Origin of the sequence: Curtobacterium sp. MEB011 (assembly GCF_030209655.1) — a bacterium.
Lineage (GTDB): Bacteria > Actinomycetota > Actinomycetes > Actinomycetales > Microbacteriaceae > Curtobacterium > Curtobacterium poinsettiae.
Genome location: NZ_JARVRN010000011.1, coordinates 315,625 through 340,496 on the forward strand (window position 1 = coordinate 315,625; position 24,872 = coordinate 340,496).

At 69.3% G+C, this 24,872-nt stretch carries 19 protein-coding genes; 14 read left to right on the forward strand and 5 right to left on the reverse strand.

The features are described 5' to 3' along the window. Nucleotides 1–19 precede the first annotated feature (19 nt). From QRN30_RS14680 to QRN30_RS14745, 14 genes are all read left to right on the forward strand, one after another. The gene (locus QRN30_RS14680; protein ID WP_284761270.1) at nt 20–1,699 is read left to right on the forward strand and encodes a DUF885 domain-containing protein; all 1,680 of its coding nucleotides are present in this window, start codon (nt 20–22) and stop codon (nt 1,697–1,699) included. A gap of 158 nt (nt 1,700–1,857) precedes the next feature. Then, nucleotides 1,858–3,336, forward strand: a complete 1,479-nt coding sequence (rpsA, locus tag QRN30_RS14685) for a 30S ribosomal protein S1 (protein WP_042540921.1) — start codon at nt 1,858–1,860, stop codon at nt 3,334–3,336. 92 nt (nt 3,337–3,428) lie between these two features. After that, on the forward strand, nt 3,429–4,031 hold the full coding sequence (gene coaE, locus QRN30_RS14690; RefSeq protein ID WP_194590538.1) for a dephospho-CoA kinase: 603 nt from the start codon (nt 3,429–3,431) through the stop codon (nt 4,029–4,031). Between the two features lie 120 nt (nt 4,032–4,151). Continuing rightward, nucleotides 4,152–6,224, forward strand: coding sequence for an excinuclease ABC subunit UvrB (uvrB, locus tag QRN30_RS14695; RefSeq protein WP_031259778.1), 2,073 nt, complete (start codon nt 4,152–4,154; stop codon nt 6,222–6,224). Further along, nucleotides 6,214–7,131, forward strand: coding sequence for an SDR family NAD(P)-dependent oxidoreductase (locus tag QRN30_RS14700; protein ID WP_284761271.1), 918 nt, complete (start codon nt 6,214–6,216; stop codon nt 7,129–7,131). The genes uvrB and QRN30_RS14700 overlap by 11 nt, the downstream gene beginning before the upstream one ends. A gap of 48 nt (nt 7,132–7,179) precedes the next feature. Further along, a complete protein-coding gene (gene uvrA, locus QRN30_RS14705; protein ID WP_056068716.1) occupies nt 7,180–10,236 on the forward strand; it encodes an excinuclease ABC subunit UvrA in 3,057 nt (1,018 codons plus the stop codon). Next, on the forward strand, nt 10,237–12,291 hold the full coding sequence (uvrC, locus tag QRN30_RS14710) for an excinuclease ABC subunit UvrC (RefSeq protein ID WP_042540917.1): 2,055 nt from the start codon (nt 10,237–10,239) through the stop codon (nt 12,289–12,291). Between the two features lie 103 nt (nt 12,292–12,394). Next, complete coding sequence (gene rapZ, locus QRN30_RS14715; protein WP_017887251.1) at nt 12,395–13,294, forward strand: RNase adapter RapZ; 900 nt, start codon at nt 12,395–12,397, stop codon at nt 13,292–13,294. A gap of 74 nt (nt 13,295–13,368) precedes the next feature. Continuing rightward, complete coding sequence (gene whiA / locus QRN30_RS14720) at nt 13,369–14,349, forward strand: DNA-binding protein WhiA (protein WP_017887252.1); 981 nt, start codon at nt 13,369–13,371, stop codon at nt 14,347–14,349. A 269-nt stretch (nt 14,350–14,618) separates the two neighbouring features. Then, nucleotides 14,619–15,623, forward strand: coding sequence for a type I glyceraldehyde-3-phosphate dehydrogenase (gap, locus tag QRN30_RS14725; RefSeq protein ID WP_017887253.1), 1,005 nt, complete (start codon nt 14,619–14,621; stop codon nt 15,621–15,623). 3 nt (nt 15,624–15,626) lie between these two features. Then, on the forward strand, nt 15,627–16,844 hold the full coding sequence (locus QRN30_RS14730; protein WP_017887254.1) for a phosphoglycerate kinase: 1,218 nt from the start codon (nt 15,627–15,629) through the stop codon (nt 16,842–16,844). Further along, nucleotides 16,841–17,620, forward strand: a complete 780-nt coding sequence (gene tpiA / locus QRN30_RS14735; RefSeq protein ID WP_031259782.1) for a triose-phosphate isomerase — start codon at nt 16,841–16,843, stop codon at nt 17,618–17,620. The genes QRN30_RS14730 and tpiA overlap by 4 nt, the downstream gene beginning before the upstream one ends. Nucleotides 17,621–17,728: 108 nt before the next feature. Next, nucleotides 17,729–17,980, forward strand: a complete 252-nt coding sequence (gene secG, locus QRN30_RS14740; protein ID WP_017887256.1) for a preprotein translocase subunit SecG — start codon at nt 17,729–17,731, stop codon at nt 17,978–17,980. 3 nt (nt 17,981–17,983) lie between these two features. Next, nucleotides 17,984–18,352 (forward strand): RNA polymerase-binding protein RbpA, encoded by a 369-nt coding sequence (locus tag QRN30_RS14745; protein ID WP_027465686.1) that lies wholly within the window; start codon nt 17,984–17,986, stop codon nt 18,350–18,352. A 299-nt stretch (nt 18,353–18,651) separates the two neighbouring features. Here QRN30_RS14745 and pgl read toward each other — a convergent pair whose 3' ends face one another. The 5 genes from pgl to tal form a co-directional block, all read right to left on the reverse strand. Beyond that, complete coding sequence (gene pgl / locus QRN30_RS14750) at nt 18,652–19,422, reverse strand: 6-phosphogluconolactonase (protein ID WP_042540914.1); 771 nt, start codon at nt 19,420–19,422, stop codon at nt 18,652–18,654. A 100-nt stretch (nt 19,423–19,522) separates the two neighbouring features. Further along, nucleotides 19,523–20,467: a glucose-6-phosphate dehydrogenase assembly protein OpcA gene (locus QRN30_RS14755; protein WP_027465684.1), complete on the reverse strand. Its 945-nt coding sequence runs from the start codon at nt 20,465–20,467 to the stop codon at nt 19,523–19,525. Then, nucleotides 20,464–22,002, reverse strand: a complete 1,539-nt coding sequence (zwf, locus tag QRN30_RS14760) for a glucose-6-phosphate dehydrogenase (protein WP_017887260.1) — start codon at nt 22,000–22,002, stop codon at nt 20,464–20,466. The genes QRN30_RS14755 and zwf overlap by 4 nt, the downstream gene beginning before the upstream one ends. A gap of 22 nt (nt 22,003–22,024) precedes the next feature. Then, entirely contained in the window at nt 22,025–23,623 is a 1,599-nt protein-coding gene (locus QRN30_RS14765; protein ID WP_017887261.1) for a phosphoglucose isomerase-related protein, read from the reverse strand. Next, nucleotides 23,623–24,735, reverse strand: a complete 1,113-nt coding sequence (tal, locus tag QRN30_RS14770) for a transaldolase (protein ID WP_017887262.1) — start codon at nt 24,733–24,735, stop codon at nt 23,623–23,625. The genes QRN30_RS14765 and tal overlap by 1 nt, the downstream gene beginning before the upstream one ends. Nucleotides 24,736–24,872: the final 137 nt, after the last annotated feature.

The following is a 24,872-nucleotide window of genomic DNA, read 5'->3' on the forward strand; positions in this document are numbered from 1 at the left end:
CCTGAGTAGGGTCGAGGGCATGACCGATGACCGTCCTGTCCGCCAGCCGTCCGCCGTCGACCGTGTCGCCGAGGACTGGGTCACCACACTCGTCGACCTCGACCCGACGACCGCCACGTACATCGGGGTGCCGGGGCGCACGGGGGAGTACGGCGACACCTCGCCCGCTGGCGCCGCGGCGCTGGCCGAGGCCGCCCGCAGCGCCAAGCGTGCACTCGACGCCGCTCCGGCCGTCGACTCCGTGGACCAGGTGACCAAGGCCGATCTGGGTGCCGAGCTGGACCTCACCGTCGAGTCCTACGAGCGCAAGCTGCACCTCCGCGACCTGAACGTCATCGCGAGCCCGGCACAGTCGGTGCGCGAGATCATCGACCTGATGCCGACCGCGACCGAGTCGGACTGGCAGGACATCGCGAGTCGGCTGCAGGCGCTGCCGGATGCGCTCGAGGGCATCCGCGAGACGCTGCTCGAGGGCACGCGTGAAGACGTCACCCCGGCGAAGCGCCAGGTCGCGCTCATCGCCGAGCAGGCGGCGCGCACCGGCGCCGACGGCGGGATGTTCCGTCAGCTGGCCGACTCCGCCGCGTTCGACGGCGACGTCTCCGTGCCGGAGACGCTCCGAGCCGACCTGCGCCGCGGTGCCGAGGTCGCCGCGGCGGCATACCGCTCGTTCGGACAGTTCCTGGAGCACGAGCTGCTGCCGCTGGCCACCCCGGTCGACGCCGTCGGTCGCGAAGCCTACGAGCTCCACTCCCGCCGGTTCCTCGGTGCGGTCGTCGACCTCGACGAGACGTACGAGTGGGGCCTCGAGGAACTCGCCCGCATGCGGGACGAACAGGAGCGCATCGCCGACCGCATCGAGTCCGGCGCGAGCGTCGCCCGCGCGATCGAGGTGCTCGACACCGACCCGTCACGGATCCTGCACGGCACCGACGCCCTGCAGCGGTGGATGCAGGAGACGAGCGACGCGTCGATCGCCGCGATGGCGGGGACGTACTTCGACATCCCGGACCCGATCCGTCGCCTGGAGTGCCGGATCGCCCCCACGCAAGAGGGCGGGATCTACTACAGCGGCCCGTCCGACGACTTCTCCCGTGCCGGTCGCATGTGGTGGTCCGTGCCCGAGGGCGTCACCGAGTTCGGCACCTGGCGTGAGAAGACGACGGTCTACCACGAGGGCGTCCCGGGCCACCACCTGCAGATCAGCCAGGGCGTCTACAACCGCGGCGAGCTGAACACCTGGCGCCGGCAGCTGTCGGGCTCCTCGGGGCACGTCGAGGGCTGGGCGCTCTACGCGGAGCGGCTGATGGAACAGCTCGGGTTCCTCGACGACGACGGCGACCGACTCGGCATGCTCGACGGCCAGCGGATGCGTGCCGCCCGTGTCGTGCTCGACATCGGCGTGCACCTGCAGAAGACGAACCCCGACGGCGGCGGTTGGACGTGGGAGTACGCGCTCGACTTCATGGGGAAGAACGTCAACATGGACCCGGCGTTCGTCCGGTTCGAGGTGGCCCGCTACTTCGGGTGGCCGGGGCAGGCACCGTCCTACAAGGTCGGCCAGCGCGTGTGGGAGTCCATCCGCGACGAGGTCGCCGCGCGTGAGGGAGCCGACTTCGACCTGAAGGCCTTCCACCACCGTGCGCTCTCGCTCGGCAGCATCGGTCTCGACACCCTGCGCACCGCCCTGGTCGGGTGACGCGCCGTCGACCCGCCCGGTTGTGAGGCTTCGGCCGGTGCGGTTAGACTTGTGCGGCGCAATCCGCGCCACTCAATCAATCGCCACGGCGGTGCACCACGGGGGCCGAGTCCCCGCACGCCATGGCCCGACTCATGTCCGTTCGGAGCAATCTCTACATGACAACCACTACGACCAAGGCTCCTAAGCAGGTCGCCATCAACGACATCGGTTCGGCTGATGACTTCCTGGCCGAGGTCGAGAAGACCCTGAAGTTCTTCAACGACGGTGATCTCATCTCCGGCACCGTCGTGAAGATCGACCGCGACGAGGTCCTCCTCGACGTCGGTTACAAGACCGAGGGTGTCATCCCCTCGCGCGAGCTCTCGATCAAGCACGACGTCGACCCCAACGAGGTCGTCGAGGTCGGCGACGAGGTCGAGGCCCTGGTTCTCCAGAAGGAGGACAAGGAAGGCCGCCTCATCCTGTCGAAGAAGCGTGCGCAGTACGAGCGTGCGTGGGGCGACGTCGAGAAGATCAAGGAGTCCGACGGCGTCGTGACCGGGACGGTCATCGAGGTCGTCAAGGGCGGCCTCATCGTCGACATCGGCCTCCGTGGCTTCCTCCCCGCCTCGCTCATCGAGCTCCGTCGTGTCCGCGACCTCACGCCGTACCTCGGCCAGGAGATCGAGGCCAAGATCCTCGAGCTCGACAAGAACCGCAACAACGTGGTCCTGTCGCGCCGTGCGCTCCTCGAGCAGACGCAGTCCGAGTCCCGGACCACGTTCCTCAACAACCTCCACAAGGGCCAGGTCCGCAAGGGCATCGTGTCCTCGATCGTCAACTTCGGTGCGTTCGTGGACCTCGGTGGCGTCGACGGTCTCGTCCACGTCTCCGAGCTCAGCTGGAAGCACATCGAGCACGCCAGCGAGGTCGTCGAGGTCGGTCAGGAAGTCACCGTCGAGATCCTCGAGGTCGACCTGGACCGTGAGCGCGTGTCGCTCTCGCTCAAGGCGACGCAGGAGGACCCGTGGCAGGTCTTCGCCCGCACCCACGCGATCGGCCAGATCGCACCGGGCAAGGTCACGAAGCTCGTCCCGTTCGGTGCCTTCGTCCGTGTTGCCGACGGCATCGAGGGCCTCGTGCACATCTCGGAGCTCTCGAACAAGCACGTCGAGCTCGCCGAGCAGGTCGTCTCGGTCAACGACGAGGTCTTCGTCAAGATCATCGACATCGACCTCGACCGTCGCCGCATCTCGCTCAGCCTCAAGCAGGCGAACGAGGGCGTGGACCCGGAGAGCGACGAGTTCGACCCGGCGCTCTACGGCATGCCGACCGAGTACGACGACAAGGGTGACTACAAGTACCCCGAGGGCTTCGACCCGGAGACCAACGAGTGGCTCGAGGGCTACGACACGCAGCGCACCGAGTGGGAGGGCCAGTACGCGGCCGCCCAGGGTCGTTGGGAAGCCCACAAGGCGCAGGTCGCGAAGACCATCGCCGACGAGGCGCAGGGTGGCTTCGACCTCCCGGCCACGGCTTCCTCGTCGTCGTCGTCGTCCTCGTCGTTCGCCGGCGAGACGGGTGGCGCAAGCCCCCTGGCCGACGACGCGTCGCTCGCTGCACTCCGCGAGAAGCTCAGCTCGACCAACAACTGATCGAGCGGTTCGTCCCGACCGGAAGCCCGGCACCCCTGACAGGGTGCCGGGCTTCCGGCGTTTCCGGGCTTCCGGGTCGTTACCCTGTTGCCGTGCACATCATCGGACTCACGGGCGGCATCGCCGCGGGCAAGTCGACCGTCTCCCGACGCTGGGCCGAGCACGGGGCCGTCATCGTCGACGCCGATCGCCTGGCGCGGGACGCGGTGGCACCGGGAAGCCCGGGCCTGGCACAGGTCGCCGAGCGGTTCGGCGCGTCGGTCATCGCCGCCGACGGCTCGCTCGACCGGCCCGCACTCGGATCGATCGTCTTCGCGGACCCCGCGGCGCGGAAGGACCTCGAAGCCATCACGCACCCCGAGGTGTGGCGGCTCGCGCAGCAGGCGTTCGACGGAGCCGAGTCCGCTGACCCCGACGCCGTGGTGGTCTACGACGTGCCGCTCCTGGCCGAGGCTCGGGGGTCCCGTCCGCTCCGGTTCGAGGCGGTCGTGGTGGTGGACGCCCCCGCGGCGCAGCGCATCGAGCGACTCGTCGAACACCGTGGGATGCCCCGTGAGGAGGCCGAGCGCCGGGTCGCAGCCCAGGCGAGTGACGAGGACCGCCTCGCCCTCGCCGACCACGTCGTCGACGCGACCGGGAACCTCGAGCGGACGATCCGCTCCGCCGACGAGGTGTGGGCCCGGATCACGGGATGAGCCGTGCGCACCCCGGAGGGCGGTCCGGTCCGGCGCCGTCGGAGGGGACAGTACGCCCAGGGCGAGCAACGTCCTCCGGTGTCAGGGGTGCCGACTAGCGTTGTCCCCATGGGTGTTGCGATCGAACCGACCCGAGCGGTGCGTCCGTTCGAGGTCATCAGCGAGTACTCGCCGAGTGGCGACCAGCCCGCGGCCATCGCGGAACTCGCCGGGCGGATCAACGCCGGTGAGACCGACGTCGTGCTGCTGGGCGCGACCGGTACGGGCAAGTCGGCGACGACCGCGTGGCTCATCGAGCAGGTGCAGCGGCCGACGCTCGTGCTCGCGCACAACAAGACCCTCGCGGCGCAGCTCGCCAACGAGTTCCGCAGTCTGATGCCGAACAACGCGGTCGAGTACTTCGTCTCCTACTACGACTACTACCAGCCCGAGGCGTACGTCCCGCAGACGGACACGTTCATCGAGAAGGACTCCTCGGTCAACGCCGAGGTCGAACGACTCCGGCACTCCACGACGAACTCGTTGCTCAGCCGGCGCGACACCGTCGTGGTCTCCACCGTCTCGTGCATCTACGGCCTCGGCACCCCCGAGCAGTACATGAACGCCTCGGTCGCACTCCACGTCGGCCAGACGATCTCCCGTGACCAGCTCGTGCGCAAGTTCGTCGCCATGCAGTACCAGCGCAACGACGTCGACTTCGCGCGCGGGACCTTCCGGGTGCGCGGCGACACCATCGAGATCATCCCGATGTACGAAGAGCACGCCATCCGCATCGAGATGTTCGGTGACGAGATCGAAGCGCTCTCCTCGCTGCACCCGCTGACGGGCAACGTCATCGACGACCTGCCCGCCGTCTCGATCTTCCCCGCGTCGCACTACGTCGCCGACACCGACGTGATGCACCGGGCGATCGTGTCCATCAAGGAAGAACTCGCGGAACGGCTCGCCGAGCTCGAGGGCCAGGGCAAGCTGCTCGAGGCCCAGCGGCTCCGCATGCGAACGACGTTCGACATCGAGATGATGGAGCAGATCGGGTTCTGCTCCGGCATCGAGAACTACTCGCGGCACATGGACGGCCGCGGCCCGGGTGAGGCACCGCACTGCCTCATCGACTACTTCCCGGACGACTTCCTCATCGTCATCGACGAGTCGCACGTCACCGTGCCGCAGATCGGTGCGATGTACGAAGGCGACGCCTCGCGCAAGCGCACCCTCGTCGAGCACGGGTTCCGTCTGCCGAGCGCGATGGACAACCGCCCGCTGAAGTGGGAGGAGTTCCTGGAGCGCGTCGGCCAGAAGGTCTACCTGTCGGCCACCCCCGGCCGTTACGAGCTCGGGGTCACCGACAGCGTGGTCGAGCAGATCATCCGCCCGACCGGCCTCATCGACCCCGAGATCGTGGTGAAGCCGAGCGACGGCCAGATCGACGACCTGCTCGAGGAGATCAAGCAGCGTGTCGAGAAGGACGAACGCGTCCTCGTCACGACGCTCACCAAGCGCATGGCCGAAGAACTCACCGACTTCCTCGGCAACGCGGGCGTGCGGGTCCGGTACCTGCACTCCGACGTCGACACCCTGAAGCGTGTCGAACTGCTCACCGAGCTGCGGCAGGGCGTGTACGACGTGCTCGTCGGCATCAACCTGCTGCGTGAGGGCCTCGACCTGCCCGAGGTGTCGCTCGTCGCCATCCTCGACGCGGACAAGGAAGGCTTCCTCCGTTCATCGACGTCGCTCATCCAGACGATCGGTCGTGCCGCCCGCAACGTGTCGGGCCAGGTGCTCATGTACGCCGACAAGATGACCGACTCGATGAAGATCGCGATCGAGGAGACCGACCGCCGTCGCGAGAAGCAGGTGGCGTACAACCTGGAGCGCGGGATCGACCCGCAGCCACTGCGCAAGAAGATCGCCGACATCACCGAGGTCCTGCAGCGCGAGAACGACGACACGAAGGCGCTCCTGCAGGGCCGCCCCGGTACGGACGGCCGTCGTTCGCCGACGCCGAACCTCAAGCGCGGGGGCATCGCGGGCGAGGGCGCGACGCAGCTCGGTGCCACCATCGCTGACCTCAACGACCAGATGCTGCAGGCGGCGGCCGAGCTGAAGTTCGAGCTCGCAGCCCGACTGCGCGACGAGGTGCAGGACCTGAAGAAGGCCCTGCGCCAAATGGAGTCGGCCGGGCATGTCAGCTGACGCTGCCCGCACGGTCGTCGTCACCGGTGCGAGCGCCGGCCTCGGCTACCACGCCGCCGAACAACTGGCCGCGGCCGGACACCGGGTGGTGCTGGCCACGCGCGACCGCGGTCGGGCTGCGGCTGCCGAGCGCAGCATCCGGCGACACGTCGACGGTGCGTCGCTCGCCCACGTCCACCTCGACCTGGCAGACCTCGACTCGGTGCGTGCAGGCGCCGCGGAGCTCGCACGGCTGGAACCCGACGGCGTCGACGCGGTCGTCAACAACGCGGGCGTCGTCGGCGCGTCCACACAGCGGAGCACCGCGCAGGGAACCGAACTGCAGATCGGCACGAACCACCTGGGCCACTTCGCCTGGACCGGACTCGTGCTGCCCCTGCTCGAACGACGCGCCGGCCGGATCGTGCACCTCGGCTCGATCGCGCACCGGTTCGCACAGCTCGACCCGACGGACCCCCTCGGCGTCGGCCGCTACTCCAACCATCGCCAGTACGCCCGGAGCAAGCTCGCCGTGATGCTCTTCGGGTTCGAGCTCGCCGAGCGGCTGGCCGATTCGGGGTCGCCCGTGTCGAGCGTCGTGGCGCACCCCGGTCTGTCACTCGACCGGCTGTCGCCGGTCCGACCGGACATCAGCCCGGTCCGCCCGGAACCCGAGTGGATCCGCCCGGCTGCGCGCCTCGTCGCCCAGGGCAAGGACGTCGGTGCGGAGCCGCTCGTGCACGCCGCGGTCGGTGCGGACGTGCGCTCGGGGGAGTACTGGGGTCCGGCCGGCTGGGGACAGCTCCGCGGTGCATCGACGGTGGTCGCGGCGGAACCCCGGGCGCACGACCGCACGGTCGCCGCGCAGCTCTGGACCGCGAGTGCGCGCGCTTCCGGGGTCGCGTTCGCTCTCGACGCATTCGTCTGACCCTGCTTCCCGGCCGAATGTCGGTGCCGCTTCGTAGACTCGACGACGATGACCATCACCTCTGACCCCGGTACCTCGACGTCGGGCCGGAACGCCTTCGGCGAGCCCGCTGACCTCCACCTCCCCGGCGGGAACGCACCGCACAGCACCTCCACGCTCAGCGTGCGCGGTGCTCGCGTGCACAACCTCCGTGACGTCGACCTCGAGATCCCGCGCGACTCGCTCGTCGTGTTCACCGGCCTGTCCGGCTCGGGCAAGTCCTCGCTCGCCTTCGACACGATCTTCGCCGAGGGGCAGCGCCGCTACGTCGAGTCGCTGTCCGCCTACGCGCGCCAGTTCCTCGGCCAGGTCGACCGCCCCGACGTCGACTTCATCGAGGGGCTCTCGCCGGCGGTGTCGATCGACCAGAAGTCGACCAACCGCAACCCCCGGTCGACGGTCGGCACGATCACCGAGGTCTACGACTACATGCGTCTGCTCTGGGCGCGCATCGGGGTACCGCACTGCCCGACGTGCGGCGAGGTGATCAGCAAGCAGACCGTCCAGCAGATCGCCGACCAGCTCATGCAGTTCGAGACCGGTACCCGGTTCCAGGTCCTCGCACCCGTCATCTCCAAGAAGAAGGGCGAGTTCGTCGACCTCTTCCAGGAGCTCGCAGCGTCCGGCTACGCCCGTGCGATCGTCGACGGGGAGCGCATCCAGCTCAGCGACCCGCCCAAGCTCAAGAAGCAGGTCAAGCACGACATCTCGGTCATCGTCGACCGTCTGGTGTCGAGCGACGACATCCTCGGGCGGCTCACCGACTCGCTCGAGACCGCGCTGCGGCTGACCGACGGCACCGTCGGCATCGACCTGGTGGACCACGAGGGACCCGGGGCGGTCCGGACCTACTCCGAGAACCTCTCCTGCCCGAACAACCACCCCCTGGCGCTCACCGAGATCGAGCCGCGGACGTTCTCGTTCAACGCCCCGTTCGGTGCCTGCCCCGAGTGCTCCGGCCTCGGCACGCGCATGTCGGTCGACCCCGACCTGGTGCTCGGCGACCCCGAGGCATCGTTGCGTGACGGCGTCCTGCTGCCCTGGACCGGCACCAGCGGGCTGTACTCCTACTTCGAGAAGCTGCTCGGCGGCCTCGGCAAGGAGCTCGGCTTCTCGCTCGACACCCCGTGGAACCAGCTCGACCCCGCGGTCCAGGCGTCGATCCTGACCGGCAAGGACTTCCAGGTCTCGGTCTCCTGGCGCAACCGCTTCGGCCGCGAGATGCGGTACACGAGTGGCTTCGAAGGCGTCATGCCCTACATCGAGCGCAAGTTCGCCGAGGCCGAGTCGGACTCGCAGCGGCAGCGCTTCCAGGGCTACCTGCGCGAGGTCCCGTGCCCGGTGTGCGAGGGAACCCGCCTCAAGCCCGAGGTGCTCGCGGTGACGGTGAACGACCGCAGCATCGCGGACGTCACCGACATGTCGCTCGACAACGCGTACTCGTTCATGGACGAGCTGACGCTGACCGACCGCGAAGCGCACATCGCCGCGGCGGTGCTGCGTGAGATCCGCGCGCGTCTCGAGTTCCTGCTCGAGGTCGGTCTGAACTACCTCACCCTGGCGCGTGGTGCCGGTGGCCTCTCCGGTGGCGAGGCACAGCGCATCCGTCTGGCGACGCAGATCGGCTCCGGCCTGACGGGCGTGCTCTACGTGCTCGACGAGCCGAGCATCGGCCTGCACCAGCGTGACAACCGTCGACTCATCGACACCCTGGTCAAGCTCAAGGACCTCGGCAACACGCTCATCGTCGTCGAGCACGACGAAGACACGATCCGCACGGCCGACTGGGTCGTCGACATCGGCCCCGGCGCCGGCGTCAACGGCGGCAACGTGGTGCACTCCGGTTCGTACGAGGGCATCATCGAGAACCGCGAGTCGATCACGGGTGACTACCTCGCCGGCCGCCGTGCGATCGAGGTGCCCGCCGAGCGTCGCAAGGTCAACCTCAAGCGCGCCATCACGGTGCAGGGCGCTCGGGCGAACAACCTGAAGACGATCGACGCGGACTTCCCCCTCGGTGTCTTCACCGCGGTCACGGGTGTCAGCGGTTCCGGCAAGTCGACGCTGGTGAACGACATCCTGTACAAGGTGCTCGCCAACCAGCTCAACGGTGCGCGGCACATCGCGGGCAAGCACACGCGGGTGAAGGGCCTCGACCAGCTCGACAAGGTCGTGCACGTCGACCAGGCACCGATCGGCCGCACGCCGCGGTCGAACCCGGCGACCTACACGGGCGTGTTCGACCGCATCCGGCAGCTGTTCGCCGAGACGCAGGAAGCGAAGACCCGCGGCTACCAGCCCGGTCGATTCAGCTTCAACGTCAAGGGCGGTCGCTGCGAGAACTGCGCCGGTGACGGCACGATCAAGATCGAGATGAACTTCCTGCCCGACGTCTACGTCGCGTGCGAGGTCTGCGGTGGTGCGCGCTACAACCGCGAGACGCTCCAGGTGCACTACAAGGGCAAGAACATCTCCGAGGTCCTCGACATGCCGATCAGCGAGGCGGCCGAGTTCTTCGAGCCGATCTCCGCGATCCACCGCTACATGGCGACCCTCGTCGACGTGGGCCTCGGCTACGTGCGCCTCGGCCAGAGCGCGACCACGCTCTCCGGCGGCGAGGCGCAGCGCGTCAAGCTCGCCACCGAGCTGCAGCGTCGCTCGAACGGTCGCACCGTGTACGTGCTCGACGAGCCGACCACCGGTCTGCACTTCGAGGACGTCCGCAAGCTCCTCCTCGTGCTGCAGAGCCTGGTCGACAAGGGCAACACCGTCATCACCATCGAGCACAACCTCGACGTCATCAAGTCCGCCGACTGGCTGATCGACATGGGGCCCGAGGGCGGCTCCGGTGGCGGCACGGTCCTGGCGACGGGCACCCCGGAGCACGTGGCGACCGTGCCGGAGAGCCACACCGGTGTCTTCCTGCGCGAGATCTTCGACGCGCAGGACGCCCGGGTCGGCAAGCAGCAGGCCGTCGGTGCACGCCAGGCAACCCAGAAGCAGCAGGGCGGCAAGCAGTCGGGCACGACCAAGCAGACGAGCAAGCAGAAGGCGGGTGCTCGGTAGGTGGCGGACACCGTCCCGTGGCGTCCGAAGGCGGGGGAGATCCCGACCGACCCGGGCGTCTACCGATGGCGTGACGAGGCCGGCCGGGTGCTCTACGTCGGCAAGGCGAAGAACCTCCGCGCCCGGCTGAGCAACTACTTCGCCCCGCTCCCGACGCTGCACGAGCGCACCCGGCGGATGGTCCTGACGGCCCGCAGCGTCGAGTGGACGACGGTCGGTTCCGAGATCGAGGCGCTCCAGCTCGAGTACACCTGGATCAAGGAGTTCGACCCGCCCTTCAACGTCAAGTTCCGCGACGACAAGTCGTACCCGTACATGGCGGTCACCCTGGGTGACGAAGCGCCGCGGGTGATGGTGACGCGCAACCGCAAGATCAAGGGGGCGAAGTACTTCGGTCCGTACCCGAAGATCTGGGCCGTGCACGACACCATCGACCTGATGATCAAGGTGTTCCCGATCCGGACGTGCTCGGATTCCTCGTACAAGAAGGCGATGCAGACCGGCCGCCCGTGCTTCCCGGGGCAGATCGGCAAGTGCGGTGGCCCGTGCTCGCAGAAGGTCACGATCGAAGAGCACCGGGCGCTCGTCGAGGAGTTCGTGCGCTTCATGAACTCCTACGACCGTCGGGTCATCACCGAGCTCCGGCAGCGCATGGGCGCCTCCGCCGACGCGATGCAGTACGAGCAGGCCGCGAAGTTCCGCGACCAGGTCGAGGCGCTCGAAGCCGTGCTCGAGAAGTCCGCCGTGGTGCTCCGTGACTCGGTCGACCTCGACCTGTTCGGCATCGCGGAAGACGAGCTCGCCGCCGCCGTGCAGTTGTTCTCGGTCCGGGGCGGCCGCATCCGCGGTGTCCGCGGCTGGGTGGTCGACAAGGAACTCGACATCGCCACCGGCGACCTCGTCGAGCAGATCGTGCAGGGCGTCTACGTCACCGACGAACCCCCGCGCGAAGTCGTCGTCCCCGAGCTGCCAGAGGACGCCGACGCGCTCCAGGAGTGGCTCAGCAAGCGCCGGAACGGGCGTGGCACGAAGCTCAGCACCGCCCAGCGCGGCGACCGTGCGGGTCTCGCCCGGACGGCTGCGCAGAACGCCGGGCAGGCGCTCATGCTCTACAAGACCAAGCGCTCCGCCGACTACACCACCCGGGCCGCAGCACTCGCCGACATCCAGGACGCCCTCGGCATGACCGAGGCGCCGCTCCGCATGGAGTGCTACGACATCTCGCACCTGCAGGGCACGAACGTCGTCGCATCGATGGTGGTGTTCGAGGACGGTCTGCCACGCAAGGACCAGTACCGCCGGTACTCGATCGCCGAGACCACCGACGACACCGACAGCATGCACCAGGTGCTGTCGCGGCGCCTGGCCCGGCTGGACGAGGACGCCGAGCTGCCGGACGTCCCCGACGTCACGACGGACGAGGTCGTCGAGGGGTCGAAGCCGACGAAGCGGTTCGCCTACCGTCCGCAGCTGCTGATCGTCGACGGCGGCCAGCCCCAGGTGCAGGCCGCGAAGCGCGCGATGGACGAAGCCGGCGTGCACGACATCGCCCTGGTCGGCATCGCCAAGCGGCTCGAGGAACTCTGGCTGCCGGACGACGACTTCCCGGTGATCCTGCCCCGCAACTCCGAGGCGCTGTTCCTGATCCAGCGGATCCGTGACGAGGCGCACCGGTTCGCGATCACCCACCAGCGCAGCAAGCGCAAGCGCGACGTGCGCTCACGGCTGTCCGAGATCCCCGGTCTCGGACCGAGTCGCGTGAACGCCCTGCTGAAGCACTTCGGATCGGTCGCCCGGCTGCGTGAAGCCACGGCCGAGGACATCGGCGAGGTGAACGGGATCGGTCCGGCGACGGCTGCCGCGGTCGTCTCGAAGCTGGCCCAGACGCCGACGAGCGCACCGGCCACGAGCGCGTCCAGCGCCCCCGAGCCGGACGCCGACGCGATCGCGGACACCGTGACCGAGGACGCAGCCACCCAGCAGACCGTTACCCACCCCGGAGGCCCGGTGCGGGTCCCCGAGGTGACCAGCGACGGTCCGCAGCGACCGTCGTGACGAACCCCACGCCTCCCGTCCGTCACCGGGCGGTAGCCTGGTGCGGCAGCCGAGACCTCCCCGGGCGACGCGCCCGGGCCGCCACGACGGAGCCCACTCCCAGATGACCGACAGCGCCACCGCGACCACACACGCGTCGCAGCACGACATCCTCATCGTCACCGGCATGTCCGGGGCCGGGCGGTCCACGGTCGGCAAGGCCCTGGAAGACCTGGGCTGGTACGTCGTCGACAACCTGCCCACGCAGATGCTGGCCCCGCTGACCGAGCTCGCCGACCGTGCGGGCGAGAAGATCCCGAAGATCGCCACGGTGGTCGACGTCCGGGGCGGGCGGTTCTTCACCGACCCCGAGCACGCGGTCGAGCAGGTCCGCTCGAGCACGTCCGCGCGGGTCCGGGTGCTGTTCCTCGAGGCGACCGACGCCGTGCTGGTCCGACGGTTCGAGCAGGTGCGCCGACCCCACCCACTCCAGGGCGAGGACACCCTGCTCGACGGCATCGCCCGCGAACGCGCGCGTCTCGCCGGCCTGCGTGAGGCGTCCGACGTGGTGATCGACACCTCCGACCTCAACATCCACCAACTCGCGAACACCGTCATCGAACAGTTCGCCGACGAGCACTTCGTGGGACTCCAGGTCACGCTGATGAGCTTCGGGTTCAAGTACGGACTGCCCGCCGACGCCGACATGGTGGCGGACGTCCGGTTCCTGCCGAACCCCTACTGGGTGCCGGAACTGCGGCCCCACACCGGCCTCGACCAGCCCGTGTCGGACTACGTGCTCGGCCAGGCCGGAGCCCGTCCGTTCGTCGACCGCTACGCCTCCGTGCTCGAGCCGGTCTTCGAGGGGTACCAGCGCGAGAACAAAAGACACGCTACGATCGCCATCGGCTGTACCGGCGGGAAGCACCGCTCGGTCGCCATCGTCGCCGAGTTGGCGAACCTCCTCCGCGGGATGCCAGGCGTCGCCGTGCGTGTGAAGAACCGAGATCTCGGCCGGGAGTGACCGTCCCTCCGGCCGCTCCCACGCCCGTGCCGCCGGATCTGCGGGAACCACTGAATGAAGTTAGGAATGATGCTGTGCCGTTGACTGCCGAGGTCAAGGACGAACTGGCCAGGGTCGCCGTGAACCGCAACACGGTCCGCGCCGCCGAACTGGCCACGATCCTCCGGTTCGCCGGTGGTCTGCACGTCATCTCGGGCCGCATCGCGGTCGAGGTCGAGCTCGACACCCGGATCATCGTGCACCGGGTCCGCAAGGACCTCGCCGAGCTGTACGGCGTGCGCAGCGAGGCGTCGGTGGGGTCGTCCGCATCCTCCCGTCGCGGGACCCGCTACCTGGTCCGCGTGCTCGAGGCGGGGGAGACCCTCGCTCGCCAGACCGGCCTGATGGACGCCCGTCGTCGACCCGTCCGCGGGCTGCCGAACCGCCTGACCACGGGCAACCGCGAGGACCTCGCCGCCATCTGGCGTGGTGCGTTCCTCGCCTCCGGCACCCTGACCGACCCCGGTCGGGCCGCTGCGCTCGAGGTCACCTGCCCCGGCAACGAGGCCGCGATGGCCCTCGTCGGTGCCGCGTCGCGTCTCGGTGTCGCCGCCAAGGGCCGCGAGGTCCGCGGGGTCCACCGCGTCGTCATCCGCGACGGTGAGGCCATCGGTCAGATGCTGACCGTCATGGGCGCCGCACGCACCACCGCCGACTGGGAGGAGATGCGCCAGCGCCGCGAGGTCCGTGCGACCGCGAACCGCCTGGTCAACTTCGACGACGCGAACCTGCGCCGTTCCGCGCAGGCCGCCGTGGCCGCCTGCGCCCGGGTCGAGCGCGCGCTCGAGATCCTCGGCGAGGACGTCCCCGACCACCTGCAGTACGCCGGCACGCTGCGCCTGCAGCACCGCGACGCCTCGCTCGACGAGCTCGGCCAGCACGCGGACCCGCCCATGACCAAGGACGCCATCGCGGGTCGCATCCGTCGCCTGCTGGCGATGGCCGACAAGCGGGCCTCCGACCTCGGCATCCCGGGTACCGAAGCGAGTGTTCCCGAGGAGCTCGAAGGGGTCTGACACGGGTCTGTCGACCCTGCGGACGGGAGGCGCGGTGCCAGCTGGCACCGCGCCTCCCGTCCGTTTCCGCACCCGTTCCCGGACCCGTGCCAGGCCTGGTCGGCGACCGTCCGGACGGACCGTCATCCCGCTCGGGCACGCAGTGTCCGACTGCTAGGGTCGTTACGGCGACGTTACGGGGCGTATCGTCCACCACACGCGGGCCCGCCAGGGTGCGCGACTCCCGAAAGCAGCGCCCCCTGGGCGCTCCACACTCACCAGGAGATCCATTGACCGTCAAGATCGGTATCAACGGCTTCGGCCGCATCGGCCGTAACTTCTTCCGGGCCGCCCTCGCGAAGGGCTCCGACCTCGAGATCGTGGCGGTGAACGACCTCACCGACAACGCGTCGCTCGCCAACCTGCTGAAGTTCGACTCCATCACGGGTCGTCTCGGCGTCTCCGTCGAGCTCGACGGCGACAACATCGTCGTCGACGGCAAGGCCATCAAGGTCCTCGCCGAGCGCGACCCCGCCAACCTGCCCTGGGGCGAGCTGGGTGTCGACATCGTCATCGAGTCCACCGGGTTCTTCACCAAGGCCGCCGACGCGCAGAAGCACATCGACGCCGGTGCCAAGAAGGTCATCATCTCCGCCCCGGCCTCGGGTGACGACGTCACCATCGTGCTCGGCGTGAACGAGGACCAGTACGACGCTGCGAACCACCACATCATCTCGAACGCGTCCTGCACCACGAACAGCCTCGCGCCGCTCGCCAAGGTGTTCCACGACAAGTTCGGCATCGAGCGTGGCCTCATGACGACGGTGCACGCCTACACCGCCGACCAGAACCTGCAGGACGGCCCGCACAAGGACCCCCGTCGTGCCCGCGCCGCCGCGCTGAACATCGTCCCGACCTCGACCGGTGCCGCCAAGGCCATCGGCCAGGTCATGCCGGAGCTCGCCGGCAAGCTCGACGGCTTCGCCCTGCGCGTCCCGGTCCCCACCGGCTCGATCACCGACCTCACCCTCGAGACCAAGTCCGAGGTCACCGTCGACGAGATCAACGCCGCCTACAAGGAGGCCGCAGAAGGTCCCCTCAAGGGCATCCTGCTCTACAGCGAGGACCCGCTGGTGTCGACCGACATCACCACGGACCCGCACTCCTCGATCTACGACTCCGGCCTGACCAAGGTCATCGGCGGCCTCGTGAAGATCACCTCGTGGTACGACAACGAGTGGGGCTACTCGAACCGCCTCGTCGACCTCACCGAGTACGTCGGCGAGCGTCTGTAACACATGGCCCTCCGCACCCTCGAGGACCTCGGCGACCTCGCCGGCAAGCGTGTCGTCGTCCGTTGTGACCTGAACGTCCCGCTCAAGGACGGCACCATCACGGACGACGGCCGCGTGCGGGCGTCGCTGACCACCCTGAACACCCTCGTCAACGCCGGCGCGCGCGTCATCGTGATCTCGCACCTGGGTCGCCCCGACGGGGAGCCCAAGCCCGAGTTCTCGCTCGCGCCGGTCGCCCAGCGGCTCTCCGAGCTGCTCGGCAAAGAGGTCACGTTCGTCGGCGAGACCGTCGGCGACGAAGCGACCGCCGCGGCCGAGGCCCTCGAGGACGGCGACGTCCTGCTGCTCGAGAACCTCCGGTTCAACCCGGAGGAGACCTCGAAGGACGCCGCCGCGCGGAGCGCCTTCGCGGACCGCATCGCGGCCCTCGGTGACGCCTTCGTCTCCGACGGCTTCGGTGTCGTACACCGCAAGCAGGCCTCGGTCTACGAGCTCGCGTCCGCGCTGCCCAGCGCGGCCGGGTCGCTCATCGAGACCGAACTGCGGGTGCTCGAGCGGCTGACCACCTCGCCGGAACGGCCGTACACGGTCGTGCTCGGCGGGTCGAAGGTCAGCGACAAGCTCGGTGTCATCGACCACATCCTGCCGAAGGTCGACACGCTGTGCATCGGCGGCGGCATGCTCTTCACCTTCCTCGCGGCCCAGGGCCACGGGGTCGCGAAGTCGCTGCTCGAAGCCGACCAGCTCGACGTCGTCCGCGAGTACCTCTCGCGTGCGAAGGAGCTCGGCGTCACCATCGACCTGCCGACCGACGTCGTGGTGGCATCCGGCTTCGCGGCCGACGCCGACCACGAGACCGTCGCGGCGGACGCCATCGAGTCCTCGTCGTTCGGAGCGGACGGCATCGGCCTCGACATCGGCCCGGAGACCGCAGCGCGGTTCGCCTCGGCCGTCTCGGGTTCGAAGACCGTGTTCTGGAACGGCCCGATGGGCGTGTTCGAGTTCCCGGCCTTCGCCGCCGGCACGAAGACCGTCGCGCAGGCGCTCACCGAGGTCGACGGCCTCGGCGTCGTCGGTGGTGGCGACTCCGCTGCCGCCGTGCGCTCGCTCGGCTTCTCGGACGACCAGTTCGGCCACATCTCGACCGGTGGCGGTGCGAGCCTCGAGTTCCTCGAGGGCAAGTCGCTGCCTGGTCTCGAAGCACTGGGGTGGACAGCATGACCCGGACTCCGTTGATCGCGGGCAACTGGAAGATGAACCTGGACCACCTCCAGGCCATCGCCACGGTGCAGAAGCTCGCGTGGACCCTCAAGGACGCCCGGCACGACTTCGACGACGTCGAGGTCGCGGTGTTCCCGCCGTTCACGGACCTGCGGAGCGTGCAGACGCTCATCTCGGCCGACAAGCTGCCGATCCACTTCGGTGCGCAAGACCTGTCGCAGTTCGACTCCGGTGCCTACACCGGTGACGTCTCCGGCGCGTTCCTGGCGGCGCTCGACGCCCAGTACGTCATCGTCGGCCACTCCGAGCGGCGCACGCTGCACGGTGAGACCGACGAGGTCGTCGCGGCGAAGACCGCAGCGGCAGTCAAGCACGGCCTCGTCCCCGTGGTGTGCGTCGGCGAGACCGGCGAGCAGCGTGAGGAGCGCGGCGCCGGTGTCGTGCCGGTCGAGCAGCTCCGCGTCGTGCTCGACGCGGTCAAGCCGGCCGACATCGTCGTGGCGTACGAGCCGGTCTGGGCCATCGGGTCCGGCCAGGCGGCCACGGCCGAGCAGGCGCAGGACGAGTGTGCGGCCATCCGTCGCGGCATCGCTGCTGCCTGGGGCGACCAGGCCGCTGCGGACACCCGGGTGCTCTACGGCGGCTCGGTCAAGTCCGGCAACATCGCGGGGTTCCTCCGCGAGCCCGACATCGACGGCGCGCTCGTCGGTGGCGCTTCGCTCGACGTGCAGGAGTTCGCGGCCATCGCGCGGTTCCGTCAGCACGTCGGGCTGTAGTCCACAGGCGTCGTCGCGGGCAGTCGTCCGCACCACTCCCGTCCAGGTACCGGCCGTGCTCCGCGCGGCCGGTACACTGGTACGGCTGACTGACACGAAAGGTACGTCGTGGCGATACTCTCCGTCGTGCTGCAGGTCCTGCTCGCAATCACGAGCCTCCTGCTCACGCTCCTCATCCTGCTGCACAAGGGCCGCGGTGGTGGCCTCTCCGACATGTTCGGCGGTGGGGTCACGAGCAACCTCGGTGCGTCCGGCGTGGCCGAGCGCAACCTCAACCGCATCACGGTGATCCTCGGTCTGGTCTGGATCGTTTCCATCATCGTGCTCGGTCTCATCAACAAGTTCACGGCGGGGGTCTGATCCATGGCAAGCGGAGGCAGTGCAATCCGAGGGTCTCGCGTCGGCGCGGGACCGATGGGCGAACAGGACCGCGGGGTCCAGGCCGAGCGCGTGGCGATCTCGTACTGGGACGCCCTCGGCAACGAGGTCGTGCGGTACTTCGCCGCCAACCTCCCCGACGAGGAGATCCCCGAGACGGTGGACTCGCCGTCGAGTGGTCTCCCGGCTGGGCGCGACAAGGAGAACCCTCCCGTGGTCTCCAAGACGGAGCCCTACAAGACCCACCTCGCGTACGTGAAGGAACGCCGCACCGAGGAAGAGGCAGCGCAGCTCCTCGAAGACGCGCTGCAGCAGCTCCGCGAGCGTCGCGGCACCGCGGCGAAGAAGGCGTAGCGCCCACACACTGACGAAGGCCCCCGCACCGGATGGTGTGGGGGCCTTCGTGCGTCCGTCCGTCGGGGGAGGAGGGCGCGCGGGGAGAGCTGGCTCGTCGAGTGGAGTGGTCACGACATGCCGCGTGCGGTGCGCCGGGGTTGCACGTTGTGTCGCCTGCGGCGCGCGGGCGACAGTTCGTGACCGCCCGGTATCGCGACGGCGGGGTGTCGTGACCGCGCGCGGTGGGCGCGACCACTGACGGACAGGAGGCCCGGTGCCAGCTGGCACCGGGCCTCCTGTCCGTCAGGAACGCGCGTCTAGTACGTCGACGCGATCAGGTTCTCGGGGACGTCGCGGGCGGCGTCCTGGTCGACGAAGAAGACGGTGCGCTTGCGGCCCTGCACGCCTCCGACGGGGACGTCGTCGACCGACGCGCCGGCGAGTGCGAGCCCCAGCACCGACGCCTTCTCGGCGCCGGACAGGATGACCCAGACGCGCTGCGAGGCGTTGATCACCGGGTAGGTGACGGTCAAGCGCTGCGGCGGCGGCTTGGGGGAGTCGTCCACCGACACGACAGCGCGGTCGGTGACGGTGAGCTGCGGGAACTCCGGGAAGAGCGACGCGGTGTGTCCGTCCGGGCCGACACCCAGCAGGGTGATGTCGAAACGCGGAGCAACGGCACCCTCGGGCGCGGCGTCCTGCAGCTCACGCTCGTACCGGCTCGCAGCGGCCTCGATGTCGAGCCCGCCGTCCGAGGCCGGCATCGGGTGGATGTTCGACGCGGGGATGTCCACGTGGTCGAAGAAGTCGGTCTGCGTGCCGGTGGTGTTGCGGTCGGCGTCGTCCGACGGGACCCAGCGCTCGTCGACCCACCAGACGTGCACCTTCGACCAGTCGACGCTCTCGCGCGCTGGCGACTGACCGATCGCGGCGAGGACGAGGGACGACACCGAGCCACCGCTGATCGCGATGTCGGCGCGCTCCTGCTCGTCGAGCACGTCGATGATCTTGGTGATGAAGCGTGCGGCGACCGAAGCGCCGAGGGCCTGCTTGTCGGGGTGCACGAGCACCCGCCGTTCGTTGGTCACGTGACTCCCGTGTTCGTGGCGGCCGACCGGTCGTCCGACCGCCTTCGGTCCGGTCGGGCCGCCTGCACCAGACAGACGGCCCGACCGTGTGGGGTGTGGATCAGCGGGCGATGGTCTCGCGCAGCTGGGGCACCCCGTGCTTGACGACGTCTCCGAAGAGGACGTCCGGGTCGAGTCTACGGAGTTCCTCGGCCAGACAGTCACGCAGGTTGCGGCGTGGCAGCGACAGGTCGTGCGTCGGCTGCCCGGGCATCGAGAGCGTGGCGACGTCCACCAGGGAACGCTCGAGCTCGATGGTCCCGGACTCGCGGACGAGCTTCACGCCGTGGATACCGCTCGACCCCGTCGCACGGGGCGACGTGACGACGGACACCGGCACCTGGAGCTGCAGCTGCAGCCAGGCGGCGAGCAGGATCGTCGACGGGCTGTCGGACGCTCCGGAGACCTCGACCGCGGTGATCGGCTCGTACGGCGGCTGGTCGAGCGCCGCGGCGAGCTGGTTCCGCCACAGGGTGAGACGGGTCCAGGCGAAGTCGGTGTCACCCGGCACGTAGGACGCGCCGAGGGCCTCGATCGCACCGTTCGGGTCCTTCTGCGCGGCAGCGTCGGTGATCCGGCGCTGCGCGATGCGGCCCAGGGCCGACGCCGCGGGCTGCTCCGGCGCCGTCTGCGGCCACCAGGCCACGACGGGTGCGTCCGGCAGCAGGAGCCCGGTGACCAGGCTCTCCTCGTCGGTCGCGGTCTCGCCGTACGCACGGAGGACGATGACCTCGCTCGCACCCGCGTCGCTGCCGACACGGATCTGCGCGTCGAGGCGCCCGGGGGACTTCGTGTCACCGCTGTTCTTCGAGACGATGATCACGCGCATCGGGTGCTCGCGGGACGCTTCGTTCGCCGCCTCGATCGCCTCTTCCTCGTGGCCGAGGGCCGTCGAGATGATGAGGGTCAGCACCCGGCCGAGGGCGACGGCGCCGCCCTCTTCGCGGATGCGGACGAGCTTCTTCTGGATCTTCGACACCGTGGTGTCGGGCATGTCGATCTTCACGGACGCCTCCAGGTCCGACCGTCGCGGGCGAGCAGGGCATCGGCGGATGCCGGACCCCACGTGCCGGGACGGTACTGCTCGGGCTGGCCCTGCGTGGCCCAGAACTCCTCGATGGGGTCGAGGATCTTCCAGGACAGCTCGACCTCCTGGTGCCGCGGGAACAGCGGCGGGTCACCGAGGAGCACGTCGAGGATGAGTCGCTCGTACGCCTCGGGGGATGCCTCGGTGAACGCGTGGCCGTAGCCGAAGTCCATCGTCACGTCGCGCACCTGGGTGCCGACGCCCGGGACCTTCGAGCCGAAGCGGAGCGTGACGCCCTCGTCCGGCTGGACGCGGATCACCAGGGCGTTCTGCCCGAGCGGGGACTGCGAGTTGCCGTAGACGTCCTCGGGGACGCGCTTGAACACGATCGCGATCTCGGTCACACGACGGCCGAGACGCTTGCCGGCGCGCAGGTAGAACGGGACGCCCTGCCAGCGACGCGTGGCGATGTCGAGCTTGATCGCCGCGTAGGTCTCGGTGCCGGACTCGGGGTCCATGCCGCCTTCCTCGAGGAAGCCGAGCACCTTCTCGCCGCCCTGCCACCCACCGGCGTACTGCCCGCGGGCGGTTGCGGTGGAGAGGTCCTCGGGCAGACGCACGGCGGAGAGCACCTTCTCCTTCTCGGCGCGCAGGTCGGCGGCCTTGAACGAGACGGGCTCCTCCATCGCGGTGAGCGCGAGGAGCTGCAGCAGGTGGTTCTGGATGACGTCGCGCGCCGCGCCGATGCCGTCGTAGTACGCGGCTCGTCCGGCGACGCCGATGTCCTCGGCCATCGTGATCTGCACGTGGTCGACGTAGTTCGAGTTCCAGATGGGTTCGTACATCTGGTTCGCGAACCGGAGCGTCAGGAGGTTCTGGACGGTCTCCTTGCCGAGGTAGTGGTCGATGCGGAACACGTCGTCGGGAGCGAAGACGCTCTCGACGATCGCGTTGAGCTCGCGCGCGGTGCGGAGGTCGGAGCCGAACGGCTTCTCGACGACCACGCGGCTCCAGGAGCCCTCGCGCTTCTCGGTCAGCCCGGACAGCTTGAGCTGCTCGGTGACGACCGGGAACATCTTGGGTGGGATGGACAGGTAGAACGCGTGGTTGCCCAGCGTCCCGCGCTCGGCGTCGAGGTCGTCGACGGTGCGCTTGAGCTCGCGGAACGCCTCGGGGTCGTCGAACGAGCCCTGCACGAAGCGGATGCCCTGTTCGAGCTGACGCCAGACGTCCTCGTCGAACGGGGTGCGGGAGTGCTCCTTGACGGCGTCGTGCACGAGCTGGGAGAAGTCTTGGTCCTCCCAGTCGCGACGAGCGAACCCGACGAGCGCGAACCCCGGGGGCAGGAGCCCTCGGTTGGCCAGGTCGTAGACCGCGGGCATCAGCTTCTTGCGTGACAGGTCGCCCGTCACACCGAAGATGATGAGCGTGCTCGGTCCCGCGATCCGGTTCAGTCGACGATCCGTCGGCAGCCGGAGCGGGTTGTGCTCCGGGGTGATTGCCACCGGTGACATGAGTCGGTGAACTCCTTACGAGTCAGGGGGAGACGGCGGCCGCGATCGCCGCGGTGGCGGCGAGGACGTCCGACGTGGTGAGGGTGAGGACCGGTCGGCCGTGTTCGGCGAGGACACTCGCGTCACCGGCCGCCTGGGCCTGGAGGAGCTGCCCGAACGTGAACGGCCGACCCGGGATCGCCAGGTCCTCGGCTTCGTCGGCCACGATCTGCAGGAACACTCCCGTTGCGGGGCCGCCCTTGTGGTACTGGCCGGTCGAGTGCAGGAACCGCGGGCCGTACCCGAAGGTGACGGGGCGTTCCGTGCGCGCCGCGATCGCGTCGCGCAGCGACTCGAGGCCGCTGTTCGCGGTGCGGTCGACGTACGCCTGCACCGACACGTAGCCGGTCGGGTCGAGTGCGGACACCAGGCCCGACACGGCTTCCGAGAGCGTCGCACCGATGGCGAGTCCGGGCGTCGCGCGGACGGCGATGCCGTCCTCGGAGAACGCCGGCTCAGCCGCGGCGGGGCGGTCATCGAGCAGTGCGCGCGTCGCGACCTTGGCGGCCTCGACGTCGGGCTGGTCGAACGGGTTGATGCCGAGCAGGCGACCGGCGACCGCGACGGCGTACTCCCAGACGAGGATCTGGCCACCGAGCGTGCCGGTGATCTCGACCTCGCCCTCGGCCACGTGACGCTCGTCCTCGCGCGAACCGACCAGGCGGATGACCTGGACGTCGGGCAGGCCGGCGGTGACCTCGGGGGAGTCCGCGTGCAGCACGACGGGCAGCAGGCCGCGGCCGTCCTTGCCGGTCGACTCCGCGATCAGCTGTTCGACCCAGTCGCCGAAACCGACGATGTGCGTGCCGTCGGGCACGATGGCGATCTTGTCGCGCAGCGGCTCGGTGCCGGCGAGGACCGCACCGAGCACGAGCCCGGGGTTCTCGTCCAGGTCGACCGAGAGCAGCGCGGAGATGGCGTCGGCTTCGTCGAGGAGCTCGGCGATGTCCGCTCCGGCGAGACCGGACGGCACGAGGCCGAAGGCGGTGAGCGCGGAGTAGCGGCCGCCGACGGTGGGGTCGGCAGTGAAGACGCGGTACCCGGCGTCGGTCGCGGCTGCCTCGAGCGCGGAGCCCGGGTCGGTGACGACGACGATGCGGCCGGCCGGGTCGATGCCGGCGTCGCGGAACGCCTGCTCGTAGACCCGGCGCTGCGAATCGGTCTCGAGCGTCGAACCGGACTTCGACGAGACGACGAGCACGGTGCGCTCGAGGTCGGTCGTCACGGCGGCGTGGACCTGCGCGGGATCGGTCGAGTCGAGGACCGTGAGGGGGACACCGGCCGTGCGCGTGATGACCTCGGGTGCGAGCGACGAGCCGCCCATGCCGGCGAGGACGACGTGGTCGACCCCTTCGGCACGGAGCGACTCGCGCAGCGCGGTCACCTCGGCGACGAGCGGGCGGGAGACCGAGACGGCCTCCACCCAACCGAGGCGCTTCGACGCCTCGGCCTCGGCGGTGGCTCCCCACAGATCGGCGTCCTGGGCGGTGATGCCCGAGGCCACCAGGTCAGCGACGAGCCGCGGGACCACCTGTTCGATGGCCCGCGCGGCGTCGCCGCTGGCTGCGATGGAAACCGTCACTACTTGGCGCCCTCGAGCGCTGCCTTGACGGTGTCGACGAGCTCGCCCCAGGAGACGTTGAACTTGTCCACGCCCTCCTTCTCGAGCAGCGCGACGACCTCGTCGTAGTCGACACCCTGCGCGGCGAGCTGGTCGAGGACCTGCTGCGCCTGGTCGAAGGTGCCGGCGATGGCGTCGCCGTGGATCTCACCGTGGTCGAACGTGGCGTCGAGCGTCTTGCCCGGCATCGTGTTGACGGTGTTCGGGGCGGCGAGCTCGGTCACGTAGAGCGTGTCGGGGAGCGACGGGTCCTTGACACCGGTCGAGGCCCAGAGCGGACGCTGCGTGTTGGCACCGGACTCGAGCAGGCCCAGGGCGCGCTCGGAGGCGAACGCCTCGGTCCAGACCTGGTAGGCGAGCTGCGCGTTGGCGATGCCGGCCTTCGACTTCAGGGCCTTGGCCTCGTCGGTGCCGACGGCGTCCAGGCGCTTGTCGATCTCGGAGTCGACGCGCGACACGAAGAACGACGCGACCGAGTGGATCTTGGAGAGGTCGTGGCCGGCGGCCTTGGCCTTCTCGAGCCCACCGAGGTAGGCGTCGATGACGGCGCGGTAGCGCTCGAGCGAGAAGATCAGCGTGACGTTGACGGAGATGCCCGCGCCGATGACCTCGGTGATCGCCTCGAGACCCTCGAGCGTCGCCGGGATCTTGATGAGGACGTTCTCCTTGCCGACCTTCTCGAACAGGAACTTGGCCTGCTCGATGGTCTTGGCGGTGTCGTGCGCCAGACCCGGCTCGACCTCGATCGAGACGCGGCCGTCGAAGCCCTTGGTCTCGTCGTAGATCGGCTTGAAGACGTCGGATGCGTTCGCGACGTCCTGCGTGGTGATCGCGAAGATCGCGTCGGTCACGTCGGTGCCCGCAGCGGCGAGCTCCTTGACCTGCGCGTCGTAGCGCTCGCCCTTGGCGAGGGCCGACGCGAAGATCGTCGGGTTCGTCGTCACACCGACGACGTTCTTCTGCTCGATGAGCTCGGTGAGCTTGCCGGTCTCGAGGAGCTCGCGGGAGAGGTCGTCGAGCCAGATGCTCACGCCGACCGCGGAGAGGGCGGCGGTGGGGGTGTTCTCAGCCATGTGTTTCTCTTCTTCTTTCATCGACGGGTCCGTGAGGACCGTGAGTCGGGGTTTCGGGGACGGGAGGCCCGTGGCGGAACCGAGCCGGGCCTCCCGGAAGAAGGGCCGGATCCGGAAACCGGACCCGGCCCTTGCAG